At 54.5% G+C, this 18,442-nt stretch carries 20 protein-coding genes; 2 read left to right on the top strand and 18 right to left on the bottom strand.

Annotated elements, in window-relative coordinates; translation table 11 throughout:
• Positions 1 to 421: 421 nt before the first annotated feature.
• The gene (locus tag ACI1P1_RS15240; protein WP_416217265.1) at positions 422 to 1,456 is read right to left on the bottom strand and encodes a helix-turn-helix transcriptional regulator; all 1,035 of its coding nucleotides are present in this window, start codon (positions 1,454 to 1,456) and stop codon (positions 422 to 424) included.
• Positions 1,457 to 1,584: 128 nt separating this feature from the next.
• Here ACI1P1_RS15240 and ACI1P1_RS15235 point away from each other — a divergent pair, with 128 nt between their 5' ends.
• The gene (locus ACI1P1_RS15235; RefSeq protein ID WP_416217264.1) at positions 1,585 to 2,472 is read left to right on the top strand and encodes an SDR family oxidoreductase; all 888 of its coding nucleotides are present in this window, start codon (positions 1,585 to 1,587) and stop codon (positions 2,470 to 2,472) included.
• Positions 2,473 to 2,581: 109 nt separating this feature from the next.
• Here the strand turns inward: ACI1P1_RS15235 and ACI1P1_RS15230 are convergent, their stop codons facing one another.
• From ACI1P1_RS15230 to ACI1P1_RS15190, 9 genes are read right to left on the bottom strand one after another with little or no spacing between them, the layout of a single operon-like run.
• Positions 2,582 to 3,382: a class I SAM-dependent DNA methyltransferase gene (locus tag ACI1P1_RS15230; protein WP_416217263.1), complete on the bottom strand. Its 801-nt coding sequence runs from the start codon at positions 3,380 to 3,382 to the stop codon at positions 2,582 to 2,584.
• Positions 3,379 to 4,281, bottom strand: coding sequence for a CvfB family protein (locus ACI1P1_RS15225; protein WP_416217390.1), 903 nt, complete (start codon positions 4,279 to 4,281; stop codon positions 3,379 to 3,381). Before ACI1P1_RS15225 ends, ACI1P1_RS15230 begins: the two co-directional genes overlap by 4 nt.
• Before the next feature lie 2 nt (positions 4,282 to 4,283).
• Complete coding sequence (gene rsfS, locus ACI1P1_RS15220) at positions 4,284 to 4,631, bottom strand: ribosome silencing factor (RefSeq protein ID WP_416217262.1); 348 nt, start codon at positions 4,629 to 4,631, stop codon at positions 4,284 to 4,286.
• A 24-nt stretch (positions 4,632 to 4,655) separates the two neighbouring features.
• The gene (gene yqeK / locus ACI1P1_RS15215) at positions 4,656 to 5,213 is read right to left on the bottom strand and encodes a bis(5'-nucleosyl)-tetraphosphatase (symmetrical) YqeK (protein ID WP_416217261.1); all 558 of its coding nucleotides are present in this window, start codon (positions 5,211 to 5,213) and stop codon (positions 4,656 to 4,658) included.
• Complete coding sequence (locus tag ACI1P1_RS15210; RefSeq protein ID WP_416217260.1) at positions 5,206 to 5,790, bottom strand: nicotinate-nucleotide adenylyltransferase; 585 nt, start codon at positions 5,788 to 5,790, stop codon at positions 5,206 to 5,208. The genes yqeK and ACI1P1_RS15210 overlap by 8 nt, the downstream gene beginning before the upstream one ends.
• Before the next feature lie 18 nt (positions 5,791 to 5,808).
• Positions 5,809 to 6,102, bottom strand: a complete 294-nt coding sequence (gene yhbY / locus ACI1P1_RS15205) for a ribosome assembly RNA-binding protein YhbY (RefSeq protein ID WP_416217259.1) — start codon at positions 6,100 to 6,102, stop codon at positions 5,809 to 5,811.
• 45 nt (positions 6,103 to 6,147) lie between these two features.
• The gene (locus ACI1P1_RS15200) at positions 6,148 to 7,032 is read right to left on the bottom strand and encodes a shikimate dehydrogenase (protein ID WP_416217258.1); all 885 of its coding nucleotides are present in this window, start codon (positions 7,030 to 7,032) and stop codon (positions 6,148 to 6,150) included.
• 28 nt (positions 7,033 to 7,060) lie between these two features.
• On the bottom strand, positions 7,061 to 8,179 hold the full coding sequence (yqeH, locus tag ACI1P1_RS15195) for a ribosome biogenesis GTPase YqeH (protein ID WP_416217257.1): 1,119 nt from the start codon (positions 8,177 to 8,179) through the stop codon (positions 7,061 to 7,063).
• Positions 8,180 to 8,197: 18 nt separating this feature from the next.
• Positions 8,198 to 8,692: a YqeG family HAD IIIA-type phosphatase gene (locus ACI1P1_RS15190; RefSeq protein WP_416217256.1), complete on the bottom strand. Its 495-nt coding sequence runs from the start codon at positions 8,690 to 8,692 to the stop codon at positions 8,198 to 8,200.
• Positions 8,693 to 9,040: 348 nt separating this feature from the next.
• Here ACI1P1_RS15190 and ACI1P1_RS15185 point away from each other — a divergent pair, with 348 nt between their 5' ends.
• Positions 9,041 to 9,952 (top strand): transposase, encoded by a 912-nt coding sequence (locus ACI1P1_RS15185; RefSeq protein ID WP_416217255.1) that lies wholly within the window; start codon positions 9,041 to 9,043, stop codon positions 9,950 to 9,952.
• 670 nt (positions 9,953 to 10,622) lie between these two features.
• Here the strand turns inward: ACI1P1_RS15185 and ACI1P1_RS15180 are convergent.
• The 8 genes from ACI1P1_RS15180 to ACI1P1_RS15145 form a co-directional block, all read right to left on the bottom strand.
• Positions 10,623 to 12,908, bottom strand: coding sequence for a DUF4129 domain-containing transglutaminase family protein (locus ACI1P1_RS15180; RefSeq protein ID WP_416217254.1), 2,286 nt, complete (start codon positions 12,906 to 12,908; stop codon positions 10,623 to 10,625).
• Positions 12,901 to 14,148, bottom strand: coding sequence for a DUF58 domain-containing protein (locus ACI1P1_RS15175; protein ID WP_416217253.1), 1,248 nt, complete (start codon positions 14,146 to 14,148; stop codon positions 12,901 to 12,903). Before ACI1P1_RS15175 ends, ACI1P1_RS15180 begins: the two co-directional genes overlap by 8 nt.
• Positions 14,149 to 14,150: 2 nt before the next feature.
• Complete coding sequence (locus ACI1P1_RS15170; RefSeq protein ID WP_416217252.1) at positions 14,151 to 15,110, bottom strand: AAA family ATPase; 960 nt, start codon at positions 15,108 to 15,110, stop codon at positions 14,151 to 14,153.
• A gap of 225 nt (positions 15,111 to 15,335) precedes the next feature.
• Positions 15,336 to 15,536 carry a hypothetical protein gene (locus tag ACI1P1_RS15165; RefSeq protein ID WP_416217250.1) on the bottom strand — a complete coding sequence of 67 codons (201 nt, stop codon included), beginning with the start codon at positions 15,534 to 15,536 and terminating at the stop codon, positions 15,336 to 15,338.
• Between the two features lie 204 nt (positions 15,537 to 15,740).
• Positions 15,741 to 16,091, bottom strand: coding sequence for a stage V sporulation protein AE (spoVAE, locus tag ACI1P1_RS15160; RefSeq protein ID WP_416217389.1), 351 nt, complete (start codon positions 16,089 to 16,091; stop codon positions 15,741 to 15,743).
• 10 nt (positions 16,092 to 16,101) lie between these two features.
• Positions 16,102 to 17,118 carry a stage V sporulation protein AD gene (gene spoVAD, locus ACI1P1_RS15155; RefSeq protein WP_416217249.1) on the bottom strand — a complete coding sequence of 339 codons (1,017 nt, stop codon included), beginning with the start codon at positions 17,116 to 17,118 and terminating at the stop codon, positions 16,102 to 16,104.
• 5 nt (positions 17,119 to 17,123) lie between these two features.
• Positions 17,124 to 17,603: a stage V sporulation protein AC gene (gene spoVAC / locus ACI1P1_RS15150; protein WP_416217248.1), complete on the bottom strand. Its 480-nt coding sequence runs from the start codon at positions 17,601 to 17,603 to the stop codon at positions 17,124 to 17,126.
• A gap of 17 nt (positions 17,604 to 17,620) precedes the next feature.
• Positions 17,621 to 18,346 (bottom strand): DUF421 domain-containing protein, encoded by a 726-nt coding sequence (locus ACI1P1_RS15145; RefSeq protein ID WP_416217247.1) that lies wholly within the window; start codon positions 18,344 to 18,346, stop codon positions 17,621 to 17,623.
• Between the last annotated feature and the right edge of the window lie 96 nt (positions 18,347 to 18,442).

Below are 18,442 nucleotides of genomic sequence, written 5' to 3'. Positions count from 1 at the left end.
TGGACAATCCTTGTTTTCAACCATTCTTGCGCAAAAAAGCCCCCGCCTCCAGCATAAAAAACCTGCTAGGGACGAGAGCATCGGCTTCCCGCGGTACCACCCTGCTTGATGGGCCCGGCTGTCGGCTTATCCGCCGCAAACCCTTGCCCACCCACTTCATCAGCCCTTAACGCGGGCTTACTTCGGTCGGACTTAAGGCGCCGGACAACAAACAATCTGTCGTTAGCCGTTCCCCTCATCCTCCAGGCTCCAAGGCGAGTTCGCCAGAGGCGCGACATGCCGGATTCCACCGCTTCCGGCTCTCTGTAATGTCTCCCCGTACGCTACTATTCCTTTTCCAAGCCTTTTTTTCAGCAAATTGTGCATATATGGTGAAATTATATGATTGTTGGACCATCATTGTCAAGAAGCAGGGCGCACGTCACCCCCCGTGCAGCTCTGCCAGCCTCGCAGCCTTGACGGCGATGTCCCGCACAAGCTCCGCCGGCTCCACCGCCCTCACCGCCCCTTGCAGGCCCAACACAATGGAGGCGGCAGATTCCATTGTGTTGAACTCCACCTGCGCCAGGAGCCGCCCGCCCTCAGCAGCCTCCGTCCGCAGAAGCCGGACATAGCGGGTTTCCCCAAGCTGCCGGATGCCCTCCGGCTCCCCCTCCACAACGGCGGGATATACCGGAAGCTGCTCCCGGAACCGCACCAGGGAGGCCTCCCAATAGGCGGCCAGGTTAAAATCCGGCGGAATCTCCGCCGCGGCCCGCTCCGTCATACGAACCTCCCGGATGCGGGACACCCGGTATGTGCGCAGTGACTCTGCAGCCACAGGGCCGCCCTGACCTTCACCGCCAACGCCCTCGCTGCCCCTATCATCCCCAGCCTGCTCCGGTGCGGCTACCAGGTACCAGACGGTGCCTTTAACCACCAGGCCGCAGGGGCTGACGATCCGGTCCGCCATCTCTTCCCCACCGCCAGTGGCTCCATAGCGGAACGATGTCTTTTTGCCGGCCCACAAAGCATCCTGCAGAACGGCAAGCACGGCTTCCTGGGCATCGGGGGTCCGGGCATACCAGCCTGCGCCGTCTACCAGAATCCGGCGCCTGACCAGCTCCGCCTGCTCCCTCCAGCCTTGCGGCAGCGCCATCAGCAGCTTTTGGGATACCCGCCGGAACGCCTCCCCCCACCGGGAGTCTCCCCCTCTTGCCGCAAGCTCCGGCATAAGCAGCACCTCAATGTCGCTGCGGCTCATCCCCGTTAAGAGACTTCTGTAGCCCTCCTGCAGGTACCATCCGCCGTTGGCGCCACGGTCCGCCAATACAGGAAAGCCTGCCATCGACAAAGCCTCCATATCCCGCTGCACCGTACGCTCGGAAACCTCCAGTTTGACTGCCAGCTCCTTGGCCGTCCATTTCCCTGATTGCTGGAGAAGCACCAGCAGCTGAATCAACCGGTCTGCCCGCATAGAATGAACCTCCCGCCATCCGCACATGATTTCCTTTAAGGATACCACATTAATATGACAAAGGATGTCTTAATTGGTGTGGTAGCATAAACTTCGAAGGTACCAACAAAGGAAAGGATTGGATCCGAATGGGCACATTAGAGGGAAAAATTGCAGTAGTAGCCGGAGGCACCCGCGGCGCAGGACGCGCCATCGCCTTGGCGTTAGGGGAGCAAGGAGCCACCGTATATGTGGCAGGCAGAAGCACCAGAGGGAATCCATCCCCCATGCAGCGGCCGGAGACCATTGAGGAAACGGCGGAGGGGGTTACCGCCCGGGGCGGGCTTGGCATTCCGGTGCGGGTCGACCTTACAGTGCCTGAGGAAACGCAAGCCTTGTTCGCCAGGGTGAAGCAGGAGCAGTTCGGGCGGCTGGATATCCTTATCAATGATATTTGGGGCGGTGATATGCTGATGGAATGGAGCAGACCCTTCTGGGAGCAAAGCCTGACTCATGGGCTCCAAATGCAGAAGCAAGCCGTTTCCGCACACCTGATATCCGCCTATTACGGCGCCCCTTTGTTGGCTGCAGCAGGCAGCGGGCTGCTGATCGAAATTACAGATGGCGTAGGCTACAAATTCCGGGGCAGCCTCTTTTACAGCCTGGCCAAAATTTCCGGCGTCCACATTGCCGAAGGGCTGGCGGAAGAGCTGAAGCCCTACGGAGTAACAGCACTCTCCCTTACCCCGGGCTTCCTGCGCTCCGAGGCCATGCTGGACCATTTTGGCGTCACGGAAGCCAACTGGCGGGATGCGGCCGCCCAGGACCCTCATTTTATCGCCTCGGAAACTCCGGCGTATATCGGCAGGGCAGTGGCCGCGTTAGCCTCCGATCCCCAGGTTGCCCGGAAAAACGGCCGCTCCTTAAGCACCTGGGAGCTGTCGGAGGAATACGATTTTACCGATGCCGACGGCAGCCGCCCCCACTGGGGCCGTTATTTCGCCGCTGCTTTCCCGGACCAGGCAGACCAGGCTTAACCCACACCCACATCTTTTACCCGCACAAAAAAGCCGCCCCTGCACAGCACTCCCCCTGACGAAAAAAAGAGGGTCAGTGCCGCAACAGAGGCGGCTTTATCAGGTTTCATTAAACCGGCTTCACTGCAACAAAAAACGCCCGCGTGGCCGATTCGTCCGCTTCCTGCCACGAGAAATCGGCGCATACCCGGATATCGGCAAATCCGGCAGCAGCCAACTGGCTGCGGAGCAGCTTAAGCGGGTAAGCCCGCTGCTCATGCGTCTCGTCAAAGCGGCTGTAAAGACAGCCTTGCGGCTCCTTCACAAAAAACGCCAGATCATGCCGGATCAGCCGAAGCTCCTCATCCAGCTCACACTCCCAGATATACGACAGATCCTCTTCGTTATACACAAAAGGCTGATTCTCTGCGTAATCCAGCAATGTTTTTTCTGTGTGCACATCGAACAGAAACACTCCGCCCGGCTTCAACCCGGCGAATGTCCGGCTGAACACAGCAGCTACATCCTCTTCCTCCGTCAAGTAATTCAGGCAGTCGCAAAAGGAAACCACCGCATCCGCCTTTTCGTCCAGCTCCCACTCCCGCATATCCTGAGCCAGCCAAACCGGCCCAGGCACGGAACCACGGGGACCGGACAGCAGCTCCCGGCTTTTGTCCTCGGCAATGGAGAGCATCTCCTCCGACAGATCGATGCCGTAAACCCGGCAGCCCTGCAGAGCCAAGGGAATGGCGATGCTGCCTGTTCCGCAGCCCAAATCCACTACAACCGGGCTTGCCCCATTGCTCCCGGCTCCTCCGGGCTCCGTCATTCCATTCCGGCTGAAGGCCTCCAGGGCAAAGGCGATCCAATCCCCGTAGGGCATATCCTCCATCAGCCGGTCATAAACAAACGCAAATTTGCCGTAGCTCATGCCTCGTCAGGACCTTTCTCGGCTTCCTGCTTCAAGTAGGTCCAGTTTTCCTTCTGGTAAACCAGCCCTTCCTTCATCAGCTTGCCCAAGGCCCGTTTGAAGGCCGCTTTGCTGATGCCGAAGCGCTTGGCAATAATATCCGCCGGCGTCTGGTCCGAATAGGGCATACCGCCGCCTTCCCGCTGCCGGAGCATATCCATAATCCGCTCCGAATCCTCATCTCGGCCGATTTGCTTCAACTGCTTCATCGACAGATTCACCCGCCCGTCCTCGCGGACGTGGGTCACCCGGACCTTTACCTCCTCGCCAACCCGCAAAAGCCGCGGACGCTCAGAAGCATGGATCATGCCAAAGGCTCCGAAACCCAGCACACCACCCTCCACAATAACGAAGGTTCCGTCCTGCAAGGGCTTGTACACCCGGGCGTCCATCCACTGGTTCATCCAGGACTCGGGTGCACGGAACACCAGCTCCGCGAACTCCCGCTCTCCGGCCATGCGGCCCAGCATCCGGCCCTGCTTATCATGGTCCAGCACCACGTAGAGTTTGTCCCCTACCTGGGGACGCAGCTCTTGAAGATCAGGCAGCTCCCGGAACGGCAGCAGCAGGTTGCGGCCAATACCGATGTCCAGGAAGCAGCCGAAACGGGGATGGATATCAGTTACTTCCAGTAGACCCATTTCCCCCAGCAGCAGCCGGGGCCGGCGCATGGTTGCCGCCAGCCGGTCCTCCGTATCGTGGAACAGATACACCTCAAGCTGCTCTCCCTGCTTGATGGTGCCGACAACCTCCGTATAATGGAGCAGCACATCTTGGCTGCCGTCTGTCAGAAAATAACCGTAAGGCGCCTTTTCCCTGGCCACTTGAAGCGTAACCGCCGTTCCGGCCTGAAAGTTCACGGTCATACCCGCTCAACCACTTTCGCGTCGGACCACAGACGTTCGATATTGTAATATTCACGGTCCTCCCTATGGAAAACATGGGCCACTACATCACCCAGATCCACGAGCACCCATCTGGCTGTATTCACACCTTCGATCCCCCGAACCGTAACACCCTTCTCATCGGCCCGTTTGCGGATTTCGGTGGCAATGGCTTGAACCTGGGTTTCCGAATTGCCGTGGCAGATTACGAAATAATCCGTCACCATCGACAGCCCCTCCAGATTCAACGCAACCAGATTCATCGCTTTTTTATCCTCCGCAGCATCCATTACCAAGGACATCACGGCTTCCGGCTGTAAACTCATTCATTTATTCCTCCCCTGTGTTTATCAATCATGCAATAAGGCATTGCGGGACAAAACCGTCAACGGATAGATCGGCTGCCCCTTCTCCAGTAAAAATGAAATCGTAGAATCGAACCCGGCCACCAGCGCCTTCTCAAGACTATGTTCAGCCAATTGCCGGATCTTATTCACACCGGGAAAATCCCGGTTAGGTTCGATATAATCCGCCAAACAGACGATCTTGTCCAAAAGGGTCATCTGCTCCCGGCCGGAGGTATGCCACCGCACGGCGTCCAGTACCTCCGCATCCGTAACTCCTGTCTCCGCAGGAAGTACAACCGCGGCTGCCGGTCCATGCCACAATGCAGCTTCGTAATCCAGCAAATCTCCCGCTGCATCATGATCCAGCAAAGCCTGCTTCTGCTTGTTCACCGGCCAATATTTGCAATAGTCATGCAGCAATGCCGCCAGCTCCGCTTTTTCCCGGTCGGCGCCAAAACGCTCAGCCAATATACAAGCGGACTCCATGACACCCAAGGTATGGGACCACCGTTTGGCGGGCATTTGGCTTTTGACCTGTTCCATCAGTTGATCGTTAGGCATAAAGTCCTTTTCCCTCCATATACAGCCGCACTGGTTCAGGCACCATATACCGGACTGTCTGTCCGACACTCAGCCGCCTGCGGATTTCCGTTGAAGACAGCTCCATCAGCGGCATTGGCGCTAACGTCACCCGGCTTGCGATCGCTTCCGGGAGCTCCTCCAAAGCCAGGGTGTAACCCGGCCTTGCCAGTCCCACAAAACGGATAAGACGGACAATCTCGTCAATCCGCCGCCAATGAGGCAAATACATGACCATATCAGCACCGATGATAAAACAGAAGCTGTCCTCCGGATACTGCGAGGTTAGCAGCTCCACCGTATCAATCGTATAAGACGTATCATGCTTGGCAATTTCAATATCCGTCACCCTAAAATGGGGATTCCCCTCCACAGCCAGCCGGGACATGGCCAGCCTGTCCTCCGCTTCCGCCACAGCTCCATTCTGCTTGTGGGGTGGAACAAAGGCGGGCATAAACCATACCTCATCCAGCTGCTCCGCCTCTCTGGCCAGCTCAGCCGCCAGTAAGTGTCCCATATGGATAGGGTCGAAGGTGCCGCCCATAATGCCGATCCGCATGCCGGATTCCCCCTCGGATTACCGCGGAAGCACGATGCGCTTGTTTTCCGCGGATTCCTTGTACAAAATAACGGTTTTGCCGATAAGCTGAACAAGCTCCGCTCCCGTTCCTTGTGCCAGCTCCTCTGCCACCTCATGCTTGTCATCCGTATTGTTGGTGAGGATGGATACCTTCAGAAGCTCCCGGACCTCCAGCGCCTCACTGATGCTTTTCAGCATGTGGTCGTTGACGCCGCCCTTCCCAACCTGAAAGATCGGGTCCAAATGATGGGCTTCCGACCGCAAATACCTTTTTTGTTTTCCTGTAAGCATGCTTGCTCCTCCACATTCTCATATCAAATGATTTCGTTTATTATTTCAACTTCCAAAAGCCTCTTCCACTGCAGCCCGCATAGCCCCTACAGGCGCGGGCCGACCAGTCCAATATTCAAAGGCGTACGCCCCTTGATAAACAAACATGCCCAAGCCGCTGTGAATCTGCGCCCCTGTATTTGCCGCATGCTTCAGGAGAGCAGTAATTCGCGGATTGTAGACAAGATCACTTACAGTAAGCTCCCGATGCAGAAGGGAGGGATCAAGGTCCATTGGCAGCTCATCCACATTGGGATGCATTCCCGCGGCGGTTGTATTAATCACCAGCTGCGTCCGGTCCATAAAGGCTTCAATTTCACTGATGCCGATCCCCTCTGTAGCCACATGAGTAGCCATATCCCGTGCCAGCTCCAGGGCGCGCTCCTTCGTCCGGTTGGCGATAACAATCTTCGCCACCCCTTCTTTTGCCAAGGCATAGACAATCCCCCGGGCAGCCCCACCTGCACCGAGCAGCAAAACCTCCTTGCCTGCCAGGGACACGCCGGTTTCCTCCTTCAGAGACCGGACATATCCGATCCCGTCCGTATTGTAGCCGGTCAGCACGCCGTTCTCATTGACTATGGTGTTCACTGCACCGATGGCCTGTGCAGCCTCATCAATTCGGTCCAGATATTTCATCACCTCTACCTTGTGGGGAATGGTTACATTCACCCCGCGGAACCCCAAAGCGCGAATCCCTTCTACCGCAGCCTGCAGCGTTCCCGGCAGAATATGAAAGGCCCCGTAAGACCCGTTGATGCCGGCCTCACGGAATGCCCGGTTCAGCATCAATGGGGATTTGGAATGGCCCACCGGGTCGCCGAAGACGCCGAATAGAATTGTTTTCGTATTGAGAATCCCCTCTGCCCAGCCTGTTCTCTCTTCTCCCATGAGCCAACCCTCTCTTAGCTGCAGATTCTTACAAAACCGGAGTGCGGACGGCGATTTTAACCCCCCGCGGGGCATGAACCACCAGATCTGCGCCGTTTTTATTGTTCACTGTGATCCAGCCAAGCCCGGAGATAAGCACTTCCGTCTCCGCACCGGCTTTAGCCCGGATATTATGCTTTACCCAGGTGGGAAGGGCTTCCACATCCTCCAGCACGGGAGGAGTCAACAGTTCGCCCTTATGCTCGGCATACAGCTCGTCCGCCCGGTCCAGCTTCGTACGGTGAATTTTGACGCCAGAAGAAACATAACAGGTAAAGGACTGCCGTTCCCCAGCGACAAAATCAAACCGGGCCAATGCTCCAAAGAACAGCGTCTGTCCCTCGTTCAGCTGGTAAATCATCGGCTTCAGAGGTTTGTCCGGCAGCACTGTTTTCAAATACTGCTTGGGCAGCAGCTCCGTCAGCCTGTGCCGGTATACAATGCCCGGTGTATCGATAACGGACTTGCCATCCTCCAAAGGAATTTCCACCAGATCCAGAGTTGTACCCGGATACTGGGATACCGTCAACTCGGACCCCAAATCGCTGTAATCCCGAATCAGCCGGTTAATAAAGGTAGATTTGCCCACATTGGTGGCGCCTACCACATAGACATCCCGACCTTCACGCAAACGTCCCACCAACTCAATCACCCGGTCGAACCCCTGGTTGTTCCTGGCACTGACCAATACAGTCTCCGCCACCTTCAGGCCGTTTTCCTTGACCTGCTTTTGCACCCAGTTGCGGATGCGGTTCCAGTTGCTGACCTTGGGCAGCAAATCAATCTTGTTGACCACCAGCAGCACGGGATTGTTCCCGATAAAACGCTGGAGCCCGCCAATAAGACTGCCTTCGAAGTCGAATACATCCACAATGTGGACCACCAGCGCCTTTTTGTTGGCAATGGAGCCCAGCATCTTCAGAAAATCATCCTGATTCAGTGTAACACTGGACATTTCATTATAGTTCTTGATCCGGAAGCATCTTTGGCAAACCACCGGAATCTTGTTCAAGGCCGCCTCCGGGATATACCCGATGGCCCCCGGGTCCTCCACCTGCAGGGCAGCTCCGCACCCTTCGCAGCGTAAGACTTCATCTGTGTCGAACATACCGTTCCCCCAATATTCTTATTGCTTCATGAAGCGGACGACCACTCGCTCAATTACCCGGTTCACTCTGGTAAAAAAGCCCTCATCGGCAGCCGCAACCGGCGCCACCAGAATCGTGTACAGCCCCAGGCGGTTGCCTCCCAGCACGTCCGTCAGCATCTGATCCCCCACCACTGCAGTCGCTTCCGGACCAAGCTGCATCAGCTTCATGGCCCGGACGAAGGCGGCATTCATCGGCTTCTTCGCACTGGATATATACGGAACAACAATAGGGTCAGCAAAAGCGCTCACCCGCAGCTTGTTGTTATTGGAGACAATCACCACTTGAAAGCCTCTGTCCTGCACCTTTTTCAACCAGTCCACCAGCTCCGGAGTAGCCAGCGGCACCTTGGCCCCCACCAGCGTATTGTCCAGATCAGTGATAATTCCCCGGATTCCCCTTTTCCACAATTCCTCCAGCGGAACTTCGAAAATGGAATTGGCCGCAAGCTGCGGCTTCAACTTGTTAAACAACCGATAATCACCTCAAAATTCCATACAAGCTATAGGAGAAACTATACCATAATTCTTCAATTTGATGCAAAAAGGATTCTCCTGATCATGGAAAAAACAGCGCAGTACCCATATTCATGTCGCAGCTGAACCTTGCTGTACCCGGATTTTTGTATGCTGGGGCACTCCCTTAGTGCCTATTCCAGCCCTTGTCGTCTATTATCCCCTTCCCTCAGGATTACCTTAATTTCACACCATACTACTTAACACCTATTTCTACCGATCCCGCTCACAAAAAAAGAGCTTGAAACAAGAACGTATGTTTGGTATAATAGGAACATAAGTTCTCTGGTTGGGGAGGAAAATAGCATGCAATCGGGCATGATAATGAAAAACGATTTGGAGTTAAAATTCAGCACTGCCCCCTCCCCAGTAACAACGGAAGAAAATGAATGGTTAGATTTGCTCCAATCCTCCGAACAAGCATGTTTGGACTATCTGTACCAACTTAAATGGCCCAACGGGTTTGTGTGCCCATACTGCGGGCATGGCCATGCTTATACCATTACCACCCGGCGTCAGCCTCTATTCGAATGTGCCTGCTGCAGACATCAAACCTCTTTAACCGCAGGCACCATTATGGAGCGGAGTCGTACGCCTTTAACCAAATGGTTTACTGCCATTCGCTGTATTTCCAACCCTGCGGTTGGCATCAACGCGGTTTCCTTACAGCGGCTGCTTCACGTTACCTACAAAACTGCCTGGAGTATGCTTCATGCTATCCGTGAGGCTATGTCTCATGATGAAGGGATGCTGCGCCTTTCTGGACATGTGCTTGCCCACAGCGCTACGTTAGCCAGTTGGGACGTTGCTGTCGGTTACTTTACACCTCCCTCTACCGCGTCCGTGCTCGTTGGCGTTTCATTGACCGAGGAGAGCGGAATTTCCCGTGTTCAAATGCAAGTTTTGGATGCTTCCGATTACCAAGGGGCTGAGCCATCCATGGAAGTGATCACAGATTTCTGCGACTACATAACTGTACAGGGGAACCCGGCAGCTTCCCGTGAAATTAGACGTTACGGTCCCCGTAAGCATAAAAAAGGATGGTCCATTGTCAAACAAGCCGGCACTTGGATAAATAGCACCTTCTTTGGTATTGGCGCCAAGTACCGGCAGCAATACTTGAACGAATTCTGCTGCCGTATGAATCTGATACTTGCTGGTTTATCTCCCTTCCGGGAAATCAGTCTCATGTGTGCCCGCCCTGCAAGCTTTTATTGATAATTTTCCTTGCTCAATTATTACTCCTTTTCAGTCCTGGGCCACCTGCCAACGGTCTCCCAGTTTTGTACATAGGTTTCCCCCGTTTTATCCCTTTCTCCTCCATCTTCGCGGCCCAAATTTTTTCTGATTCTTCCTGCCCGTTTTCTACACCCCTGCTTCCTTGCGCTGCTCCACTCTACTTTTGACTCCTCCCACTCCCTAAGCTCTTTTTTTTGTTTTCATATCCCCCTGAACCTCCGTTTCTTCGCTTTAGCCTTTTTCTTATGATTAATTACCGATTCTCCTGCAGATGCGAAATTGCGCTACAGCTTTTGTTGTTAAAGACATTTTCGTCACACTTCCTGAGTAAAGGGGAGAGTAGACGACAAGGAGGTGAAAGCAAAGTAAGTCCGTGTCCCTGGGAAGAGGAAAGGCTTACGGATTTGGGGGTGTCCAAATGTGAGACACTGAATTACCACAGGTTGAATACGCTTAGCGATGAGCCGGGGCGATGAGCCGGGGTGTGTGGTAATGGTGTACACCCGTCATTGGAATAAAAAGCCGCTTTCATTTCCCTGGCGGGATGAAAGCGGCTGCCTATGGTCATCTGCTGGCTTTTTGTTTGAGTAACGCTGATAGTGTAGAGAAACAGGGTAGGTACTCTCGTGATTGCTGATGGGAAAGTGTATCAGGTGGCTTTTTTTAGTTTGTCGACGATGCGGATGGCACGGCCGCTTTCCTCGTCGGTGACCCGGCGTGGGCTGTATTTGGCTTTTTCGAAAAGCGTCAGCAGGTCATCCAGATCCTTGGACAGCCATACGTCCTTGCGCTTCAGCCGCTCGATGGTTTCTCTTGCTGTTTCATACTCGTGGATGGGGACTCCTCTGCGTCGGTAGACCTTAAGCATCCGGGCGTATTCGCTGACAATCCGCTGATCCGGATTGTAGGAGCGTTTTACACCCAGCAGCCTGCTTTTTTTCGCCCAGACGAGAATTTTCTTGCGGTACCACCAACCTGCTGCGCCGGTCAGAAGAACAACTGCTGCCACGATAGCGGCAACAAGGTAGGGATTGCCTTTGTTTGCTGCCGGGGTTGCTTCTGTTTCGCCTGCAGCTGTGCCATCAACCGGATCTGCAGCCAGATCAGGCAGTGCGGTTTCCGAAGCCGGCGTAAAGGCCGGCAAAGCGAAGCCTGACGTGGCCTCAAAAGGAATCCAACCATAGCCGGGGAAGTACAGCTCTACCCAAGAGTGGGCATCCGAGTTTCTTACGGTGTATAAGCCCGAACCGGTTCCATCGTCCGTCCCGTCCACCGGAAATTCCCCGAAGGACGGATCCTGGATATCCTGCTGGCCCGCAGTGTAGCCTTTCACCCAACGGGACGGAATGCCCAGGGTCCTGCTCATTACCGCCATTGCCGAGGAGAAGTAGTCGCAGTAGCCCTCTTTAATTTCAAACAGGAACCGGTCTACGAAGTCACCGCTTTTCCCCAGCTCGGTGGGAGGCTCATTGGTATACGGGAAGGAGGTCTGCAAATACTGCACCAGCAGCATGGCTTTGTCGTAAGGGGTGGCTCCCGTTGCAGTAATTTGCTGCGCCATTTGCCGGACTCTCTGAGGCAGATCCCGGGGCAATTGGAGATACTCCGAAAATTGAGCCGGATTGGGCAAGGCGCCTGCAGAACGAAGCTCATCTCCGGTTGAAACGGGCATCTCCGATTCAATCGTATAAGAAGTGGGATAATTATCCCGGCGCGAATTGTTCCAACGAAGCTCCATCTGCCGCGGCGCCCACCTGAGACGCTCGGCCCCGGAGGTTTCATTGTTGATGGTCCCCACCTTGTTGACAGCATAAGCGCCAAACAGGACCGGGTAGGCATCATCCTCATTGAGCCGCTCCACCGTCTGCTTTACGGTAACAGTTTTCAGCTTGCTTACATTAAACCGTTGATCCTTAGCCAGGGGATTGCCCGGCACCACAGGGCCGTTAACCGCCTGTTTGTCCCCGTCGCTCATTTCCCAGCCGTTTCCGTTGTAGTAGGAACGGGTCTCACCCCGCATATATGCCCGGTGAGAGGTATCCACACTGAACACCGGCGAATAATCAAAAGTGAAGCTGCCTCCCAGACTGCTGTCGTCCCTGCTGTAGCCTGAGGATGAATTGGCTGAGGAGCCGATCGTGAGACCGGCAATGGTTTTGCCGTACGCCGGAACCTCCTCTCCCTTCCACTGCTTATAGGCCGTATAGGGATCCGTAAGAATGGGGCGGATTGTAGGCATTGCCGTACCCGGAATCATCGTAATCCCCAGCAAAAGCAGGATAGTGGCGATAAGAGTAGCGGGATATTCCATCAGATAAGCCCAGCCATACGGATTTTTGCGTTTGACCTCGGCAAAGTGGCTAATGACCAAAAGCATCAATCCGCAAAAGATGACCAGTGCGGTTTCTTCCCACAAGTGCAGGGTAGAGAAGGAATCTCGTACGGCGAAAACCAGAACGGACAAAATTACGGTTATGCCGATTCTCCACCGGGATTTCAGCCACCATGATGTGGCCCAATAGACGGCCCATGCCCCGAGGCTGAACCAGATGTAGGGGTGGAGCTGCCAGAAATTATCATACACCCAGTTGCCAAAATCCTGCCTGGAATGCAGCTTATACATTACAGGCTCATAACCGCTGTATATGCCGTTTACAATAATCAGCGCCCAGAGCTGCACACATCTGCGCAGCCACATGTTCACTCCCGGAATAATGTCGATGGCAAAGCTGATCCAAAGGGATACTTGCACCATGGCAACTGTCTCCGGCCACCACATATTTTCCTCGGCTGCAAACCAGGAAACAAACTGGAGCAGAAAAAGCACAGTAAACAAGCATGTCAGCTTGCGGTGCCAATCCTGGGTCAGTAACACACGAAGGGATACTCTGCCTCCGCTGGTGCTGTTTTGTGCCTGTGTATTGGCTTCATCCATTGGACACACCCCTTAATGCCGTCGGCAGCTCATCCAGCGTGCGGACCGCATAGCCCATGTGGCCCATAGTCCGCAGCTGCCTGCACCACTCCGCCCCCTCTTCCGCATGGGGAGTCAGCCAGATATGGCAGGGCACCATTTGGCGCTGGTGAAGCCAGGCCATGGTCTTGAGAATACCCTCCCCCTTCTCGGGGCTGATAATAATCATACAGGTTCCCGGCTCAAACAGTCTCACCCGGTCCTCTAGAACACGGAGCATGGGGTAGCTGCCGTCGGCTGAAACTTCGATAAGATGGTGGATCATATTTTTGGTGCCATTCTGAAAGCCCTTGGGTTCGAAATAAACGGAATCCGTTCCTACGGAGAGTAAACCCAGGTTAATCTCGCGGTTTTTGCCGTATTGAAAGAGAGACGCCGCTACCGACACGGCCAGCTCGAACTGGTCGGCATTCATATAGCTTTTGGTCTGGCGGTCCAGGAGAACCACGGTTTTAGGCAGGGATTCCTTCTCGAATTCCTTGGACTTCAAGGTCCCGGTACGGGCAGTGGCATTCCAGTGGATCCGGGACAGCCGGTCACCGTAGCTGTATTCGCGGACACCGTTGATCTGCGTGGTTTCCCGGTTGGCCCTGGTGGTAACTGTATGATGGTTGGCCCCCTTCATCAACCGGTGCAGCTGCTTCCATTCCTTGATGCGGGCAGTCTGAGGATACACCTTGAAGGAAACGGGCAGCTCCAGGGTTCCGGTATGCTCGAACAAACCGAACACATCCTTGGTGGAGCAGGCGGTTTCTCCGAATTTGTAGAAGCCCCGCTTCAGGGGAGGTGTTACGTATTCCAGCTCTCCTTTGCGGCTCCAATCGGGAATCAATGATGCCTCGAAGTCGTATTCGCTTCCGTTTTTGCGGAGGAGCCTATCCCGGACAAGCACGTATGGAACCGGCCAGAAGCCGGGAATTTGCACCTTCAGCTTAACCTTCACGGGGTTCCCTGCTTCAATCCCCTCATCGGCATGTTCGGAGCTGAGGGACCGCTGTCCCTTGACCCGGCGGATGCCGCTCCATCTGCCCAGAACCAGATAGATGTTCAATACGAGAACGATTACAAAAACCATCAGCGCCAGCTTGCCTCCCTGAAACAGGACAAACATCAGACTGGCCGCGAAGCAGCTAAGCATGACCAGAATTTTGTACGGGGACCGATCCGGCTGGCGGACACTGGCTGGCGCGCGGGCGTTCATCTTCAACGCTCCAGCCGGACAGGCGCACGGACCTGCTGCATAACGGATTCCAGCACAGTGGTAACTGTGGCTCCCTCCATCCGGGCTTCCGCATGAAGGAGTATCCGGTGTCCCAGCACATACGGCACCAGCCTTTTTACGTCATCGGGAATGCAGAAATCTCGTCCCTGCAAGAAGGCATAAGCCTTGGCAGCCTGTACCAATGCGATGGCAGCACGGGGACTGGCGCCCAAAAAGACGGACGGATGCTCACGGGTTTTGCGTACGATGGAGACGGCATATTCCCCAACGGCCTGATCCAGATGGAGCTCCCGCACCTTCTGCTGCAGCTCGAGGATTTTATCGGCAGTGGCAACAGGCTTCAGGGTCTCCAGCGGGTGTCCGCCCGTTTGAGCAAAAATCATCCTGACCTCGGTTTCTTCATTGGGATAACCCAGGCTGAATTTCATCATAAACCGGTCCAGCTGTGCTTCCGGAAGCACATAGGTTCCTTCAAAGTCAATGGGATTCTGGGTGGCCAGTAGCAGGAAAGGCTGCGGCAGCATGTATTGCTCGCCGTCCACTGTAATGTGGCGCTCCTCCATGGCTTCCAGCAAAGCGGATTGGGTTTTGGTAGTGGCGCGGTTAATTTCATCCGTCAGCAGAATATTGGTCATAATGGGGCCGGGGCGGAATAAAAAGGTTTCATTCCTGGGGTGAAAAATAGAAACGCCGGTAATATCGGTAGGCAGCAGGTCCGGGTTGCACTGGACCCGTCTGTATTCCCCGTCAATGGATTTGGCCAGCGCTTTGATCAAAACCGTTTTGCCGGTACCGGGAACGTCCTCCAAGAGCACATGTCCTCCGGCAAGAAGTGCGGTAATCAATAGGCCGATCTCTTCGCTCTTTCCCATTATGCATGCTTCCAAATTGGATATGAGTCCTTGAAGTACGGACCGGTCATCTTGCAGAACAGCCTCCATGTGTACCCTCCCGTTGGTTTATATCGGTGAAAAGCGCCGTATCATACCCTAATTATATCATTTTTTTCTATTAGAGGTGGACTTCTAGTGTTTCATTCACATTACAAGTATAAGGAATCGTCTCCTCCTCTGGCAAACGTTAGGACACCCGGACAAGACAACAAAAAAAATTCCCGCTTCAGCGGGAATTTCGGGTGGTACGAGACGAATGCCGACCGGCACAGGTCAGTATATTGCTTTTTCAAACATGCTGTATGAGGTCGGTACCACCACACTGCGTCCCAGCCTGGATTTCACCACGGGATAAACCTCGCTGTCCACCTCGCACAAAAGCCCGCGCCGCCTGACCAGAAGAACGGCTCCTGATTCAATCAATTCCTCCAAGGTTGGCGCGTCATCCTTGTGCAAGACAATCCCCAGTTTCATTTCTGATCCTCCCCGCGATCTTTTTATGGTCGTGTTAACAAACACGGCCTTGTAAACCCGTGCCTCCTAAATTTATTATATGCAGGGAATATTCATGTTTGCAAGCGTTTACATGTTAATTTGAGGTAAAGTTTATGGCTGCGGAACGGATCGACAAAAAGACCGCAGCACCAGCAAAATACGGGCTGCGGCCTTCGACAGCTTTTATCCCTTGGGGCGGAAAAACAGGGCTGCCAGGAATGAAAAAATGATCGCCGCCGAGATGCCGGCACTGGTCAGCTCGAAGATCCCCATTACTATCCCGATGAAGCCGTGCTTGTCCGCATGCTCCAAGGCGCCATGCACCAGAGAATTACCGAAGCTGGTGATCGGCACCGTTGCTCCTGCTCCGGCGAATTTGACGAAGGGGTCATACCAGCCGAGACCGTCCACAATGGCGCCCAGCACCACCAGCGCGCTCATGGTATGGGCGGGTGTCAGCTTCATGGCATCCATCATGATCTGCCCCAGCACACAGATGGCTCCCCCTACCAGGAAAGCCTTGAGAAACATCATTGCATCCACATTAATCCCCCCTTCCGCCTTCGATGGCTACAGCATGGGCGATACACGGGATGCTTTCTCCCTGCTGGTAGGATAACGGGGACAAAAGCGCACCTGTAGCCACCACCAGAATCTTATTGAGCTTCCCTTCCGCCAATTGCTTGAGCAGATAGCCGTAGGTGACGGTGGCACTGCAGCCGCAGCCGCTTCCCCCTGCCTGGACATCCTGCTTCTCCCGGTCATAAATGAGAATGCCGCAATCCTGAAAGTTTATCTTATCAATAGGAAATGCATGCTGGGCAAACAGCTCCACCGCAATCTGATGGCCCACTGTAGCCAAATCCCCGGTAATCACCAAGTCATATTCATCCGGCTGCAGGTTGAACTCGCGGAAATGGGTTTCGATGGTGTTTACCGCCGCAGGAGCCATAGCGGCCCCCATGTTGAAGGGGTCCTTGATTCCCATGTCCACCACCTTGCCGATTGTGGCCCGAGTGACCCGCGGCCCTTTGCCCTGGGGAGCCAGTACGGAGGCTCCTGCGCCGGTTACTGTAAACTGCGCTGTAGGCGGCTTCTGCGAGCCGTATTCGGTGGGATAGCGGAACTGCTTCTCCACTGTACAGTTATGGCTGCAGGTGCCGGCTACCACGTACTGCGCGGAGCCTGTGGATACCAGCATGGCTCCCAACGCCAGTCCTTCCATCGCCGTGGAGCAGGCCCCGAATATGCCCAGATAGGGAATTTCCAGAGTCCGTGCCGCAAAGCTGGAGCTGATAATCTGATTCATCAGATCTCCGCCAACAAAGAAGTTAACGCTTTGCCCGTCTACACCCGCTTTTTTTAAGGCTTCTTCGGCGGCCGTTTCCATCAGCTTCTTCTCCGCCTTCTCCCAGGTTTTTTCCCCCAGCCGGTTATCGGGAAAAGCAATATCGAAGTGTTTGCCCAAGGGCCCGGCCGCTTCATCCGGACCAACAGCCGTAGCCGCTCCGATAATGACCGGAGGCTTGTCAAAAATCCAGCTTTGCCGACCCACAAGCATCGCGCTCAACCTCCATACGTAAAGATCCAGTGTAATAAGCCCACAAAAAAGGCTGCCACGGTGCCAAACACAATAACCGAACCGGCCAGCTTGAACATGTTGCCGCCCACACCCAGCACAAGCCCCTCACTCCGGTGCTCCAGTGCCGCGGAGCACATGGAGTTGGCAAAGCCCGTTACCGGCACCGCGGAGCCTGCGCCGGCCCATTGGGCGATTTTGTCGTATACGCCGAAGCTGGTCAGGATTACTGAAATCAGAATCATAGTGGCAACCGTCGGGTTGCCTGAGGTTTCCTTGTCGAAGTGGAGCCATTTCTCATAGATGAAGGTAAAGCATTGTCCGATTACACAAACCAGGCCCCCTACAAAAAAGGCACGCACACAGTTTTTGCCGATCGGCCGTTTAGGCGCAACCTGCCCGGCGAGCTTCTGGTAATCCTGCTGCTTCTTGGCCTTTTTCTCGGCATCATATGTCTGATTGGCCATTCTAACCCCTCCTTCTGTTAATTCCGCCCGCGCCACTTGCGCCGTTTGACGGGAGGCTTAAAATTGTCCTTGTAAAAATCCGTATACATGCCCCCGTTTTCATCCGCCACAGCCAGGAATACATCATCCACCTTGGTACCGGACTGCTGCAGACGCTGTTCCAGCCATTGGCGGTTAAAGCCCAAGGCATTCAGCCCTTCATCCTGCACCGTACCATCCATGATCACCGCCTGGGGCGGCCGGATTCGTTTGGGATGCTGACCGATATCCTTGGGTGTTAGCGGCTGATTCTCCTCCTTAAGCATGACGCTTAAATCCCCGCTGGCCTCCAGAATGGCAAACTCCACATCCGCAGGATTAAATACACTTTTGGTACGCAGCTGCTCCAGAAGCTCGTCTGTAGTGTAACGCTCCTTGCGGAGATTGCGCTCCAGGACTTTGCCGGACTTAATAAATACCGTCCCCTTCCCTTCCAAAAGGTTTCGGACCACCTTGCTCTTCATGGCCAGCAGTTCCGCCAATAACGGAATAGAGAACCAAACGATCATGGCAATAACGCCATGCATGTAGTCCGCCTCTACATCTGTGGAGAGAAAACCGGCTAAATCACCAATGACGATCCCCGTTATATACTCGAAGAAGGTGAGCTGCGAAATCTGCTTTTTTCCCAGAATGCGGGTCAACACAAAGAGCATGATCAGAGCGCCCACTGCTCGAATTGTAATTTGGCCCCACCCCAACATGTGTACCTCCTCCATTCCAAGCCTTGAGCTTCAAGACAAATTATGTGTCAATCCGCCGCAAAATATGAGAAAAAAACAAAAACCCCCGGAAACCGG

The organism is Paenibacillus mesotrionivorans (genome assembly GCF_046098205.1).
GTDB classification, from domain to species: Bacteria; Bacillota; Bacilli; order Paenibacillales; family NBRC-103111; genus Paenibacillus_AR; species Paenibacillus_AR mesotrionivorans.
This window is presented reverse-complemented; position numbering and strand designations above follow the sequence as displayed.

Excerpts from the sequence above, each read along its gene's own strand:
- yhbY (WP_416217259.1), bottom strand. The coding sequence starts at position 6,102 with ATGCTTACAGGAAAACAAAAAAGGTATTTGCGGTCGGAAGCCCATCAT.
- yqeH (WP_416217257.1), bottom strand. The coding sequence starts at position 8,179 with ATGTTCGACACAGATGAAGTCTTACGCTGCGAAGGGTGCGGAGCTGCC.
- ACI1P1_RS15210 (WP_416217260.1), bottom strand. The coding sequence starts at position 5,790 with ATGCGGATCGGCATTATGGGCGGCACCTTCGACCCTATCCATATGGGA.
- yqeK (WP_416217261.1), bottom strand. The coding sequence starts at position 5,213 with ATGCCTAACGATCAACTGATGGAACAGGTCAAAAGCCAAATGCCCGCC.
- ACI1P1_RS15165 (WP_416217250.1), bottom strand. The coding sequence starts at position 15,536 with ATGAAACTGGGGATTGTCTTGCACAAGGATGACGCGCCAACCTTGGAG.
- ACI1P1_RS15185 (WP_416217255.1), top strand. The coding sequence starts at position 9,041 with ATGCAATCGGGCATGATAATGAAAAACGATTTGGAGTTAAAATTCAGC.
- ACI1P1_RS15180 (WP_416217254.1), bottom strand. The coding sequence starts at position 12,908 with ATGGATGAAGCCAATACACAGGCACAAAACAGCACCAGCGGAGGCAGA.
- ACI1P1_RS15200 (WP_416217258.1), bottom strand. The coding sequence starts at position 7,032 with ATGGGAGAAGAGAGAACAGGCTGGGCAGAGGGGATTCTCAATACGAAA.
- ACI1P1_RS15145 (WP_416217247.1), bottom strand. The coding sequence starts at position 18,346 with ATGTTGGGGTGGGGCCAAATTACAATTCGAGCAGTGGGCGCTCTGATC.
- rsfS (WP_416217262.1), bottom strand. The coding sequence starts at position 4,631 with ATGAGTTTACAGCCGGAAGCCGTGATGTCCTTGGTAATGGATGCTGCG.
- ACI1P1_RS15240 (WP_416217265.1), bottom strand. The coding sequence starts at position 1,456 with ATGCGGGCAGACCGGTTGATTCAGCTGCTGGTGCTTCTCCAGCAATCA.
- spoVAE (WP_416217389.1), bottom strand. The coding sequence starts at position 16,091 with ATGATGTTTCTCAAGGCTTTCCTGGTAGGGGGAGCCATCTGTGTGCTG.
- spoVAD (WP_416217249.1), bottom strand. The coding sequence starts at position 17,118 with ATGCTTGTGGGTCGGCAAAGCTGGATTTTTGACAAGCCTCCGGTCATT.
- ACI1P1_RS15230 (WP_416217263.1), bottom strand. The coding sequence starts at position 3,382 with ATGAGCTACGGCAAATTTGCGTTTGTTTATGACCGGCTGATGGAGGAT.
- ACI1P1_RS15235 (WP_416217264.1), top strand. The coding sequence starts at position 1,585 with ATGGGCACATTAGAGGGAAAAATTGCAGTAGTAGCCGGAGGCACCCGC.
- ACI1P1_RS15175 (WP_416217253.1), bottom strand. The coding sequence starts at position 14,148 with ATGAACGCCCGCGCGCCAGCCAGTGTCCGCCAGCCGGATCGGTCCCCG.
- ACI1P1_RS15170 (WP_416217252.1), bottom strand. The coding sequence starts at position 15,110 with ATGGAGGCTGTTCTGCAAGATGACCGGTCCGTACTTCAAGGACTCATA.
- spoVAC (WP_416217248.1), bottom strand. The coding sequence starts at position 17,603 with ATGGCCAATCAGACATATGATGCCGAGAAAAAGGCCAAGAAGCAGCAG.